The 11,746-nt window shown below is 32.5% G+C and carries 13 protein-coding genes and 1 tRNA gene; 7 read left to right on the top strand and 7 right to left on the bottom strand.

The genetic code is table 11. The features are described from left to right. Positions 1 to 50 precede the first annotated feature (50 nt). From LrDSM24759_RS05730 to yycF, 5 genes are read right to left on the bottom strand one after another with little or no spacing between them, the layout of a single operon-like run. Positions 51 to 848 (bottom strand): MBL fold metallo-hydrolase, encoded by a 798-nt coding sequence (locus LrDSM24759_RS05730; protein ID WP_117118535.1) that lies wholly within the window; start codon positions 846 to 848, stop codon positions 51 to 53. A gap of 12 nt (positions 849 to 860) precedes the next feature. Continuing rightward, on the bottom strand, positions 861 to 1,691 hold the full coding sequence (locus tag LrDSM24759_RS05725; protein ID WP_117118534.1) for a two-component system regulatory protein YycI: 831 nt from the start codon (positions 1,689 to 1,691) through the stop codon (positions 861 to 863). After that, positions 1,681 to 3,015, bottom strand: a complete 1,335-nt coding sequence (locus LrDSM24759_RS05720; RefSeq protein ID WP_117118533.1) for a hypothetical protein — start codon at positions 3,013 to 3,015, stop codon at positions 1,681 to 1,683. The genes LrDSM24759_RS05725 and LrDSM24759_RS05720 overlap by 11 nt, the downstream gene beginning before the upstream one ends. Next, positions 3,005 to 4,864, bottom strand: coding sequence for a cell wall metabolism sensor histidine kinase WalK (gene walK / locus LrDSM24759_RS05715; RefSeq protein ID WP_117118550.1), 1,860 nt, complete (start codon positions 4,862 to 4,864; stop codon positions 3,005 to 3,007). Before walK ends, LrDSM24759_RS05720 begins: the two co-directional genes overlap by 11 nt. Before the next feature lie 41 nt (positions 4,865 to 4,905). Beyond that, positions 4,906 to 5,613 (bottom strand): response regulator YycF, encoded by a 708-nt coding sequence (gene yycF / locus LrDSM24759_RS05710; protein ID WP_117118532.1) that lies wholly within the window; start codon positions 5,611 to 5,613, stop codon positions 4,906 to 4,908. 142 nt (positions 5,614 to 5,755) lie between these two features. On the opposite strand from yycF, the gene LrDSM24759_RS05705 reads away from it, so the two are divergent. The 6 genes from LrDSM24759_RS05705 (at position 5,756) to LrDSM24759_RS05680 (ending at position 9,806) form a co-directional block, all read left to right on the top strand. Beyond that, a tRNA-Lys gene (locus LrDSM24759_RS05705) sits at positions 5,756 to 5,828 on the top strand. Between the two features lie 68 nt (positions 5,829 to 5,896). Further along, positions 5,897 to 6,661 (top strand): lysophospholipid acyltransferase family protein, encoded by a 765-nt coding sequence (locus LrDSM24759_RS05700; protein ID WP_117118531.1) that lies wholly within the window; start codon positions 5,897 to 5,899, stop codon positions 6,659 to 6,661. A 4-nt stretch (positions 6,662 to 6,665) separates the two neighbouring features. Continuing rightward, on the top strand, positions 6,666 to 7,502 hold the full coding sequence (locus tag LrDSM24759_RS05695) for a glycosyltransferase (protein ID WP_117118549.1): 837 nt from the start codon (positions 6,666 to 6,668) through the stop codon (positions 7,500 to 7,502). A gap of 127 nt (positions 7,503 to 7,629) precedes the next feature. Further along, on the top strand, positions 7,630 to 8,595 hold the full coding sequence (locus LrDSM24759_RS05690; RefSeq protein WP_117118530.1) for a glycosyltransferase family 8 protein: 966 nt from the start codon (positions 7,630 to 7,632) through the stop codon (positions 8,593 to 8,595). Then, positions 8,592 to 9,455 carry a lysophospholipid acyltransferase family protein gene (locus LrDSM24759_RS05685; RefSeq protein ID WP_117118529.1) on the top strand — a complete coding sequence of 288 codons (864 nt, stop codon included), beginning with the start codon at positions 8,592 to 8,594 and terminating at the stop codon, positions 9,453 to 9,455. The genes LrDSM24759_RS05690 and LrDSM24759_RS05685 overlap by 4 nt, the downstream gene beginning before the upstream one ends. Before the next feature lie 18 nt (positions 9,456 to 9,473). After that, positions 9,474 to 9,806, top strand: a complete 333-nt coding sequence (locus LrDSM24759_RS05680) for a hypothetical protein (RefSeq protein ID WP_117118528.1) — start codon at positions 9,474 to 9,476, stop codon at positions 9,804 to 9,806. Positions 9,807 to 10,148: 342 nt separating this feature from the next. On the opposite strand, the gene LrDSM24759_RS05670 is transcribed toward LrDSM24759_RS05680, so the two are convergent. Both LrDSM24759_RS05670 and LrDSM24759_RS05665 read right to left on the bottom strand, forming a co-directional pair. After that, entirely contained in the window at positions 10,149 to 10,409 is a 261-nt protein-coding gene (locus tag LrDSM24759_RS05670) for a hypothetical protein (RefSeq protein ID WP_117118527.1), read from the bottom strand. A 106-nt stretch (positions 10,410 to 10,515) separates the two neighbouring features. After that, a complete protein-coding gene (locus LrDSM24759_RS05665; protein WP_117118526.1) occupies positions 10,516 to 11,079 on the bottom strand; it encodes a PepSY domain-containing protein in 564 nt (187 codons plus the stop codon). 157 nt (positions 11,080 to 11,236) lie between these two features. On the opposite strand from LrDSM24759_RS05665, the gene LrDSM24759_RS05660 reads away from it, so the two are divergent. After that, positions 11,237 to 11,563, top strand: coding sequence for a hypothetical protein (locus tag LrDSM24759_RS05660; protein WP_117118525.1), 327 nt, complete (start codon positions 11,237 to 11,239; stop codon positions 11,561 to 11,563). The last annotated feature ends 183 nt before the right edge of the window (positions 11,564 to 11,746 follow it).

Below are 11,746 nucleotides of genomic sequence, written 5' to 3'. Positions count from 1 at the left end.
AGAGTAATTTTATTTATTGAACAAAATATGAACACTTTTTAGGGAATATTTTAAATTTCGAGTAGTTGACTTGGTTCATCAGGTTCAGTATCAATTATTTTCACATCTTGGGGAAGATTAGCATCTCCTGCTTCTAAATACTGCTGAGCCGTTTTATGAGCCAAATTTTCAGTATTATTGTGTTGACTGCGATGAGCTAAAAATATTTTCTTCGTGTTACGATCTACTACATCTAACAAGGTATCAGCAGCTTGTTCATTCGATAAGTGTCCTACATCAGACATAATTCTTTGTTTTAAAGCCCATGAATAAGGACCATTTCGCAGCATCATATCATCATAGTTAAACTCCATTAAATAGGCATCAGCTGCTGCAATTTCACCTTTAACATCACTAGACACATATCCGGTATCGGTTAAACAAGCAAATCTTTTTCCCTCACTTTTAAAGACATAATACTGAGGTTCAGCGGCATCGTGACTAGTCGCAAAACTAGTCACTTCTAAATCACCAAAGGTTTTCGTAATTCCAGGTTCAAAAGTATTAATTTGTTCGACCGGTAATTTACCAATCTTATTACTATCAATCAAATATTGCCAAGTTCCAGAATTAGCAAAAGCATTGATTTGAGGATAGCGTCGCATTAAAACCCCAAGACCACCGGAATGATCCGTATGATCATGACTTAAAAAAGCCATATCAATTTCATTAATATCTACGCCGACTCTAGCTAAGGCCTCTTTAGTTTTTTTACCTGAAATACCAGCATCCATCAAAATCTTATGTTGGTTAGTTTCTATTAAAGTAGTATTTCCAGTCGAACCACTTGCAAGCACACTTACTCGCATCTTATTTCCTTCCTAAGCTACATCTTTATTTTCAGTTTCATTCGTATTATCTTGAATTATCTTACCAGTAAAGGCATTAACTTGCTTAATTGAAATATTCTTAGTGTTATTATTTTCTATTGCAATCGTCCAAGAAGGAATATAAATTATACTACCACGCACTTTGATCAATTTACTATAGCCAAATTTAGTCCATAATACTTTAGAATTATTTGGAAGTTCACTATAGGTGTAAAGGGCGTCAATCGCTCCTTTGGCACTAAGGGTTGTTTGTCTTTCTCTTACTGGAGCTAAATTCTGAATATAAGTTTGGGTATAAGAAACTATTTGATCATTTTTCACCTGAATATGTAATCGCGCATTTTCGGAATAAGTTAAGCCATAATCACTTTCTTGGTCAAAAACATAATCTGCTGTATTACTTAACTGTGTTACATAGTGATATTTTTTGCCTTGGAAGACATTCTTAGGATTTGCAACAAAGCTTTTTATTTCAGCTAAACGTTTCTTTGAATCATGACTTACCTTAACCGGATTAGTCAATGAGACATTCAAAGTATTATCTTCAAAAGAAGTCGCAAAATTTGAAGCTAGTTGTGTTCTTGCAGTTTTATTCCAATCATCATCAATCTTTGAAGCAAGATAATAACCATCTCTTTGTTCACTACTCAACTTGGGTAATGTAATATTATCTGCTTTCATTTCAGTATTTAAATCGGCTGCCGTTCCACTTGAGGCTGGAGGGGAAAGTAAGGTCGGAGTTTGAAAAATTTCAATCCCCAGAAAAATATTAATCCCGATAAAAACAATTAGGAAGATCCATTCAATTCGTTTAAAGTCCATTTGTATCCTCCTTCATGTATTTACTCTTTTTATTTGCACTTAAATTTAACCATTCTTTCAAAGAACGCCATTTGCCATTAATTTTGGCATAATAGGCTGGTCTTAATTCCACCAGATCACGTGATTCTGTTTGCTCAGTCTCTTTTGCAATTTCATAACCGATAATTATGCGGTTAATTGTTTTCTTATGATAACCAGCTGCATATAATTCATTCAATGCCTCAGTAGTGGACTCAACCGTAACTTTTGAATCATCTGTTGGGACAGGAATTTGAAAATCAAGACTATTAAAGTTAATTGACATGCCATTTTTTGCAAAATCAACTTGTGCTCGTGCAGTATTATTACCTGGTAAAAAGATAGGATATTCTTCAACAAAGTTCTGATAAATAAAAGTTCTATCATCAGCATCAAAGAAGCGTAAGTCTGGTTCAGAAAGTCCCGTTTTTCTCACATAATAAAGACTATCGGTTAACCGTGTCGTCATTAACTTAGGAATTTTATTTTCTTGATAATCTACAAATTCATAGTGATGCGTTTTATTAGTTACAATTAAGCGCTGATAAGCCCCATTTGAATATACTGTACTATCACCCGTTGTTTTTTGTGAAGCAGCTCCCGAACCTAACAAATTATTAACGTAATATGAACTTGATTCTTCATTAGTTAAATAGTTATAAACTTGCATCTTTGTTGGCTTTTCATAAACTACTGAGTACCCATCAGCCAAATGAATTAAAGATACAGGAATTTTACTGGATGCATGTTTTACTTGATGGACGAATTTATTTAAATTAATATCATCTATTTTTATCCGATAAAGTTTTTGATTTGCATCATTTCCTAAATACAAATTTGTCTTGTTTTTAGTTGATACAAAGATACGATTGAATTCACGACTATCGCTCTTTTTTAACCCTGTAATAAATAGAGGCATTGTTATTTGATCAGGGTAAGTTAATTGTAAGTAGTTTTGATTATGTAACATTTTCTTATAATTTTTACTATCCTGACTTACAGTTTTGATATTTCGTTTATCGAGTTTTTCAGTTAAACGATTAAACTCTAAGGGTAAATTTTTATTACCATCATAGACCTGATAAAGTTGATCATTACGATAGTAAAATAATTGTGTCGGTACAAAAATATCTCGTAAAGACTTCTCACCAATCTGCTTATCAGTTGTTTTACTTGCAGTTTGTTCTACGCCAGAAAAATGGGCATCAGTTCCAAAAATAATTCCTGTAAGGACGACTGAGAGAAGTACCATAAAGATTAAACTAACCCTTAAGATAATGCGTTTAGTATGTTCATTAAACTTCATCCCAGTTGTCTCCTTCCTCACTCATTGGTTCATACGGCAAAGAAATATAGAAAGTTGAACCCTTTCCTTCTGCACTATCGGCCCAAATTTTACCCTTATGTGCTTCAACAATTTCTTTAGAAATAGCTAAACCTAAACCTGTTCCACCTTGTTTACGTGAACGAGCCTTGTCAACACGGTAAAAACGATCAAAAATTTTGTTTAAGTCTTTACGTGGAATTCCCAAACCTTGATCAGAAATACTTAAAATAATGTGATTATTTGATTGTAATAAGCGCACCGTAATTACACCACCATCAGGAGAATATTTGATCGCATTATTCATAATATTATCGATCACTTGCATCATCTTATCAGTATCAATTTCTACCCAAAGTGCTTGATTAGTAAATTCACGCTTAATGGTGTACTTCTTAGTTTTGCTATCTGCTTTTTCAGCATCAGTTTTAACGATCATATCAAATCGATTTAGAATATGATTTACAAAATCATTAAAGTTAACCCACTCTAAATCCATTTTTGCTACACCACGGTCCATTCGCGATAAGCTCAAAAGATCATTAATCATTCTAATCATACGTTCAGTTTCATCCTGAATTACATTTAAGAATTGGGGAGCAATATTTTCGTCTTTCCAAGCTCCATCATTCAGTGCTTCAACATAAGCACGTAAAGATGTTAAAGGAGTTCGTAATTCATGAGAAACATTAGAAACAAATTGTTGTTGTTCACGTTCATTTTTTTGTTGTTCAGTAATATCATGAAGCACACAAACTAAACCAGATACAAATCCTGTAACTCGTTGAATTAATGAAAAATTAGCATGTAAAATCATTTCATTAGGTGTGTTTTCATTTACGGTAATTACTAACTCTTGTTGAGTACTCATTAAATCTTGAATCGAAATATCTTTTAAGCCCAACACCTTAATAATTGGTTCACCGGTAACTTCTTTTTCAGTTTTATCCAAAAAATCTAATGCAGTTTCGTTGATAATCGTAATATTGCCGTGACGATCAGTCGCAATAACTCCATCCGTCATCTGTGTTAACACATTATCAAGTCGCCTACGTTCACTTTCAGATGCTTCTTGTGTCCGCTCAATGCGCACCGATAAAGTATTAAACGCCTTAGCTAATTGACCTAATTCATCATCAGCATAAACCTTTACTTGTCCTGAGTAATCTCCATCTGCTATTCGATTTGCTTGTACGCGCATTTCTTCAATTGGACGAGTAATTGCCCGGGAAATGATTAAGGCCACTATTGCTCCTAAAAAGGCTGCTACAAGGGATGCAGTCAGGAATACTAATGATACATTGCGAATAGTATCGTACATATTATGCATGCTTGCTCTTACCATCACTGCCCCAATAATTGTATTGGTACCATTACTTGCAGTGATTGGTGTTATTTGCTGCAGCGAACTACTATTATTATTTTCTACTCTTGAGACTTGTTTACCAGTTGTTACGACATCTTTAATCGCACTATTAGTCGCACGTTGTCCCACGCGAGTTTGCTCATTAATTCCAGAATCTGCACGAATTATTCCCTTACTATCAACAACCATTATTTCGCTGATAGCTTCATTACTATTATAATTAGCGATTATTTTGCTTAATTGTTGATTAGCCTTTTGTGTGTTAGAACGCCCTAATTGCACTGCAATTTGATTGGTAATAGTACTTGGAATTTGCAGCGAAGTTTCAAATGATGCAATGGAAGTCTGTTCTAATTGCCGCGTAAAATAAGCTCCAACAATTTCTAGCGTAGCTAGCAAGAGGAGCATAAAAATCATTCCGACTTTAAAATTGATTGAGGTAATAACTTTTTTTATCTTCTTCATTTTTTCACACAAAAAGCCACTACTCAGAGTGGCTTATAAATCTATTCATCACTTGGATCTTTGACATAATAACCTACGCCACGACGTGTAACTAAAATGTTCGGTGAAGATGGCGTATCTTCAATTTTTTCTCTTAAACGACGTACTGTTACATCCACAGTTCTTACATCGCCGAAGTAATCGTAACCCCATACAGTTTGTAATAAGTGTTCACGTGTCATTACTTGTCCCATATGCTGAGCTAGATAATGAAGTAATTCAAATTCGCGGTGAGTTAATTCGATTTTTTCACCATTTTTTTCAACCATATAAGCATCTGGCATGATTACTAAATTACCAATAGTAATATTTTTATTTTCTTCATCTTCACTAGCTTTTTGACTTAAATCACGTCTACGTAAGTTAGCCTTAACTCGAGCTACAAGTTCACGATTTGAAAATGGCTTAGTTACATAATCATCAGCTCCCATTTCCAAACCAAGAACTTTATCAATTTCACTATCCTTAGCTGTAACCATAATAATTGGCATGTCATGGGTTTGGCGCACTTCACGTGCTACTTCAAGTCCATCTTTTTTTGGAAGCATTAAATCCAAAATCATTAAGTCAGGGTCATATTCATCTACTTTTTTAACAGCTTCTTCACCATCATAAGCAGTATCGACGTCAAAGCCTTCTTTGGTCAAATTAAATTTGATAATGTCAGAAATTGGTTTCTCATCATCAACTACTAAAACTTTCTTTGGCATTTATGAAGCCTCCTATCTTATTATCTATATTATACTGTTTTTTTACTATTTTTAGAAATCTAAAATTTTTTTGCATTTTTTCATAAAAATTCTTGCATTATGATTTTTTTACTGGCATAATAATATCTGTCAGTTATGACATGGGTGGTTAGCTCAGCTGGCAGAGCAACGGACTCTTAATCCGTGGGTCTGGGGTTCGATCCCCCAACCACCCATTCAGTAGCACTACAACGAGGTTGTAGTGCTTTTTTTGTATCAAAATTTGCTTTATAATTAACCTATTATGAAATTTAACCATTCCTCTAAAAAAACGATCTATTATCAAAATTACACTGATGACATCGTTAAAAGTAAAAATCAAAATTATCAACTTCCTGATAACTATCAAATCTTAAATAATCGTCTAATCAATAAAGTAGTTCGTTCATTAGGATGGGGAATTGCTAAAATTGCAACTTTTGTCTTACCAATTAAATACGTTGGCAAAGAAAAATTAGTTTCCTTTAAAAATAAGGGGTACTTTGTATATGCTAATCATACCCAAGCTGTCTTAGATCCCATTTTACCAATTGGAATTTTGGGACGAAAGCAATACTATGGGATCGCTAGTCAAGCAAACTGGGCAGTACCGATTATTGGTAATTTAGCTTTACCTACTGCTGGCCTACCTGTCGGTAAAAATCTTACTCAAACTGCCAAGTTAGTTCGGATCATCAAAAAACTAATCAAGGAAAATAATCATATTTTAATTTTCCCTGAGGCTCACCTTTGGCCTTATTACACTAAAATCCGTCCTTTTCCCAATACTAGTATGGATTTTCCTGTTACTACTGGAGCTCCTAGTTTTGTAATGACGACTACTTATCAACAAAGAAAGCACGGTCGCTATCCTAAAATCACTATTTATATCGATGGTCCTTTTTTTCCTGCCCAAACCTTGTCTAAAAAAGAGCAACGACAAAAGCTCCATGAGCAGATAACGCAAACTATGCAAAATCGTTCAAAAAATAGCACCTATAATTACTATCTATATGAAAGAAAAAAATAAGAGAATGAATATATTATTTTGTGGCGATGCTAATGCTGAAGATGGCGTCTTAATTACCACTCTATCGCTTTTAAAGTACAAACATGAATTACACTTATATATTTTAACTATGACTACTAGCTCACAGACTAAGCAGTATCATCCCTTTAGTGAGCATGCAGTTGCTTTAATCGAACATTTACTTAAAGAGAAAAATCCGCATAATTCAGTTCAATTAATTGATATTACGGATCTTTATCAAAAACAAGCTCCGTCTCCAAATCAGGAGACGCGCTTTACCCCATATGCAATGATCAGATTATTCGCTGATGAAATTCCAGCTTTGCCTGATCGTATTCTCTATTTAGATAATGATGTAATTATCCGCAAAGATATTACTGATTTTTATAATCAAAATTTAGAGAAGATAGAATTTGTTGGTGTTTTGGACTTTTTTGGTCGCTGGTTCTTCCATAATCAATGGCGGATATTCGATTATATTAATTCGGGTGTTTTATTACTTAATCTTAAATACATTAAGCAAACTAGACTTTTTGCTAGAGTACGCCATTTAATGAGTACTAAGAAAATGTTCTTCCCCGATCAAACTGCCTTAAATAAATTAGCTAAGCACAAAAAAATTGCGCCCCAAAGATATAACGAGCAAAGAAAATTGCACAAAAATACAGTAATTCAGCATTTTACTACTACTTTTAGGTTTATTCCCTATTTTCATATACTAACCGTCAAACCTTGGGACGTTGATCGGGTGCACAGTGTGCTTCATCTTCATGAATATGATGAGTTATTAAATGAATATTTAAAACTAAAACCACAACTTCATCCTGAAAAAAATAAGTAATTCTAACACTTTCTTCAAAAGAAAGTGTTTTTTATTATCCTCTTCCTTTAATAACTTTCTTTTCTTTCTATGAATACGATATAATTAAGCGGTATATATTAATTATTCTGTAGATGGAGGAGATAAAGTGACTACTCAAAACACGATTCCTGTTTTTTATACTATTACTGACAACTACACCCCTTATGTCGGTGTATCAATTCAATCTTTAATTAATCATAGTGATCCTAAAAAAGATTACACGATTACAGTTATGGTACAAGATATTAGTGATGAACATAAAAAGCAATTAGAAGATTTAGCAACTGATAATGTTCATATTAATATTTTCCATATTGATGATAAGTTACTGGAGCCAATCACCAATATCAAAGAAAACTACCTTCGTGGTCAGTTCTTCACTCTTTCCATCTTCTATCGTCTTTTTATCCCTGAACTCTTTCCAGAATATGATAAGGCGGTTTATTTAGACGCAGATACTATTGTAAACACTGATATTGTTGACCTATACAATATTGAAATTGGCGATAATATGTTTGCTAGTGCACCCGACTTATCTATTCGTTTTATGCCTCCTCTACAAAAATACATTGCTGAATGTCAGGCAATTTTTCCAACTGATAAATACATTAACAATGGTGTTATTCTCTTTGATACCAAAAAATTCAGAGATAAAAAATTTATCGATCGTTTTATCCACTTGTTGACAACTTATCAAGTTTTCGCCCTTGATCCTGACCAATCTTATATGAACGAAATTTGTGAAGATCAAATTTATCATTTAGATAAAGAATGGGATGCGATGCCTAATGAAAATATGGCTGAATTTGAAAATCCTAAGATCGTTCACTACAATCTTTTTTACAAACCATGGCATTATGAAGACGTCCAATACGCTAAATATTTCTGGGATGTAGCTAAAAATACACCATTTTATGCTGAACTTAAAAAGCAGTTAGATAGTTATACAGATGAAGATCGTAAGCAAGATCGCGCTGACTTAGACAAAATGGTAGAAATGTTTGGTGAAGTTAAAAAAGCTGATAACAATTGGGCAAATATTAAAGCAAAAGGCGAACAAGTTAAATTATGATATTTGGTAATAATCGTCCTCAAGTATTTAAAAACATCAAAAAGGCTGTTAAGGCGAAAGAGTTTAATATTCCTGTTGAACTTGATGATCCAGTTTTAACACTTCAAGAAAGTAAAGCAGCCGTCGAAAAATATTGGCACCACACTAAAACACTTTCTTACAAGTTCACTAATATCTTAATGAATGCCTTTTATGGTACTTTGGCTAATTTAACAATTTCAAAATCACAAATTGTTGGTCAAGAAAATCTTAAAAATATTGGCGCAGCTATTGTGACAACTAATCACTTTAAGCATACTGATAGCTTACCAATTAGAAAATTAGCTTCTTTGAATCACAAGAAACTCTATATTGTGATTGAAGACATTAACTTACTGCTCCCAGGCTTTTTTGGTGTCATCATGAATAATGCTAATATGGTGCCCTTGAGTAAAAGTACTAATTATTTAGGACGTGAATTTCCTAAGCACTTGAAAGATATCTTCAAAAAGAATGCTTGGTTATTAGTTTATCCCGAACAAGAAATGTGGTATCAATATCGTAAGCCACGGCCGTTAATGAATGGAGCATACTATTATGCTGCTAAAAATAAGGTCCCTATTATTTCTTGTTTTGTGGAAATTCAAGACCTCCCTAAACCAGAGCATAACGCTCCTAACTTCAATAAAACCAAGAAAATCCTCCATATCTTACCTACTATTTACCCTGACCCTAATTTATCAATTAAGGCTAATGAAAAAAGAATGTGTAAGATTGATTACGAGCAAAAAAAGGCCGCCTATGAAAAGGCTTATGGTAAAAAATTGAACTATGATTTTGAAAATAGTGATATTGCTGGTTATCATGGTCCAATTGCATAATTTTAGAAAGAGTAATAAATGAAAGCCACTGATATAATGATGCTTCATGAATTTATTAAACATTTTATTTACGTTTTCATCTTTTTTGCAATTGTTTCATGTGGAACATTTTATTTAAATGATGTTTTAGAGAAAAATAATAAAATTGCGGCTCTTAAAATCGTAAATGTTGTAATTGCCGCCTTAGATTTTATTTGTATTATTGCCTTAAGTGTTGAATTGTGGAGTAGTTTCCCTCTTTTATTAAAATATTGGCATTATAATTATTTTAGTGTCCTACCTTACCCACTTATGTTAATAGTCTTATTAATATTGGCACTTAGATTGATTCATAAAAATAAGAAATACTAAAAAGAGAGCCCTTGAAGAGCTCTCTTTTTTAATCATCTTTTTCAACAGAGATTACTTTTTTAGTTTTGGCATTAATTGTCACGTCTTGTTTTCTATTACCTTTCAATTTTTTGACAATTATTTTTTAAAATATGTTTTTTTGTGATTTTTTGAAGAATAAAGGCTGCCTTTAACCATACATTAGGATAAAGTTCATGTCCAAACAAAAACATTTTAGGTTGTTCGCTAACTATACTTAATCTCTGTGGATATTATATAGCATCTTGTATTTCATCTGTATATTCTAGGACGGCCTTGTTATTATAAATAAGATCACTCGCCGTTAAGTATTTATATTTCATTTTATAAATCCTTTAACGCCCAAATTAAATCTTTATCTTCTTTTAATACTTCTGCAACCATATCCTTAGTCTCTTGAGATACCTTGGGAATTTTTTTAAAAGTAATAGACATTCCATCAGGTGATATTTCTTTAACTACTTGATCACCAGGTTTAACTTTAAAAATTGCAGTATCTTTTTTGGTTAATCTTATTGCCTCAGAATTACCCGCTTTAAATATCTTCGATAATCCTTCAGTTTCTTTACCTTTAATATAATCCATTCAATTATCTCTTTCTAATATAATAACATTGTATCATTTTGTAATTACTATTAGTTAAACAAAACATCTGTATACTAAAAAGAGAGCCCTTGAAGAGCTCTCTTTTTTAATCATCTTTTTCAACAGAGATTACTTTTTTAGTTTTGGCATTAATTGTCACGTCTTGTTTTCTATTACCCTTTGTTACTTCCACTTCCCATACAGTCTTTTTATCATCATGTGTAAGTTTCCATGCGGTAGCCGTACCATCTACTTCTTTTTCAGCAATTTTAGTTGCTTGGTTTCGACTAATAAGCTTATCGATATCTAGGGCTTGTTCATTTAATTCATCCAAGTTAGATTTTTCAGATTTATGGGATAAAATCTTTCCACTATTAGCATCAATCTTCACTTCATATTCATGAGTTCGATCAAAACCCTCTACTTCATAAATATATTTATTTTTCTCGGTTTCAAGATTAATTTCTTTTACATCTTTACCACTATATTGTTTATGAAATTTACTAATTGCATCGGCCTGACTTAATTTAATAGTTGAAGTTTTAGCCTTTTTTGTTACTTCACTAGTTTTTGGTTCAGACTTCTTATCATCAGAACAGGCAGTGGCCGTTAATAAAAGTGCACCAGCCATTGTTACGCCTGCAGCAAGTTTGGTCCATTTTTTAGTCATTGGTGTTCTCCTTATTTATATTTAGATAACGTTTAATTTATATAATTATTATATTTTATCGATGTATGCGCTGACAAATTTGATGCCTATCTTTTTCAAAAAATATCTAACTATAATAAAATGAAACTGAAAAGAAAATTTTAGGAGGATAATTTATATGTCTTATCAACAAAGAAATTGGGTTTGGATCTCTTTAACCGTTTTAATTATTTTAAGTATTTTTATTCCAAATAATTCATCCTGGTATTTCCCGGTAAACTTAGTTATTTTGCTTGCGATCTACTTTACTTATTTCCTTTTAATGCGTACAAGACAATATGGATTTGCAATTCTAGAAGCAGGTTTATCGGCTATTTGGTTTGATAGCTATTTCAAAACGCCAATTGCCACTCCACGTGCAATTTCAATTTTCTTCGGCATCATTGGTGTCATTCTAATGATTATTGCGATTGTTTATGATGTGAGAAAACATCGGGAAGAATAAAAAGATATTTTAACTATGATGCAAAAGATTATCGGCTTTTGCATTTTTTTGTTAGCGCTAGTTAAATACCTTCTAATTTTTAAATTTAAAAGTTACTAATAACTTTTTCTTTATTTTCCTATTAGATTATTGTAGTTAATAATAACAGATGTTATTATTAACTTGTAATGAATCAGAAGTTTA

It is taken from the genome of Lactobacillus rodentium, from assembly GCF_003423665.1.
Classification (GTDB): Bacteria; Bacillota; Bacilli; order Lactobacillales; family Lactobacillaceae; genus Lactobacillus; species Lactobacillus rodentium.
The sequence above is the reverse complement of the archived record's forward strand: the minus strand, read 5'-3'. Positions and strand labels throughout refer to the sequence as shown.

What these genes read in the sequence shown, in the direction of transcription:
- LrDSM24759_RS05700 (WP_117118531.1), top strand. Translation starts at nt 5,897, where the DNA reads ATGAAATTTAACCATTCCTCTAAAAAAACGATCTATTATCAAAATTAC.
- LrDSM24759_RS05670 (WP_117118527.1), bottom strand. Translation starts at nt 10,409, where the DNA reads ATGGATTATATTAAAGGTAAAGAAACTGAAGGATTATCGAAGATATTT.
- LrDSM24759_RS05730 (WP_117118535.1), bottom strand. Translation starts at nt 848, where the DNA reads ATGCGAGTAAGTGTGCTTGCAAGTGGTTCGACTGGAAATACTACTTTA.
- LrDSM24759_RS05720 (WP_117118533.1), bottom strand. Translation starts at nt 3,015, where the DNA reads ATGAAGTTTAATGAACATACTAAACGCATTATCTTAAGGGTTAGTTTA.
- LrDSM24759_RS05680 (WP_117118528.1), top strand. Translation starts at nt 9,474, where the DNA reads ATGAAAGCCACTGATATAATGATGCTTCATGAATTTATTAAACATTTT.
- LrDSM24759_RS05660 (WP_117118525.1), top strand. Translation starts at nt 11,237, where the DNA reads ATGTCTTATCAACAAAGAAATTGGGTTTGGATCTCTTTAACCGTTTTA.
- LrDSM24759_RS05695 (WP_117118549.1), top strand. Translation starts at nt 6,666, where the DNA reads ATGAATATATTATTTTGTGGCGATGCTAATGCTGAAGATGGCGTCTTA.
- LrDSM24759_RS05665 (WP_117118526.1), bottom strand. Translation starts at nt 11,079, where the DNA reads ATGACTAAAAAATGGACCAAACTTGCTGCAGGCGTAACAATGGCTGGT.
- walK (WP_117118550.1), bottom strand. Translation starts at nt 4,864, where the DNA reads ATGAAGAAGATAAAAAAAGTTATTACCTCAATCAATTTTAAAGTCGGA.
- LrDSM24759_RS05725 (WP_117118534.1), bottom strand. Translation starts at nt 1,691, where the DNA reads ATGGACTTTAAACGAATTGAATGGATCTTCCTAATTGTTTTTATCGGG.
- LrDSM24759_RS05685 (WP_117118529.1), top strand. Translation starts at nt 8,592, where the DNA reads ATGATATTTGGTAATAATCGTCCTCAAGTATTTAAAAACATCAAAAAG.
- yycF (WP_117118532.1), bottom strand. Translation starts at nt 5,613, where the DNA reads ATGCCAAAGAAAGTTTTAGTAGTTGATGATGAGAAACCAATTTCTGAC.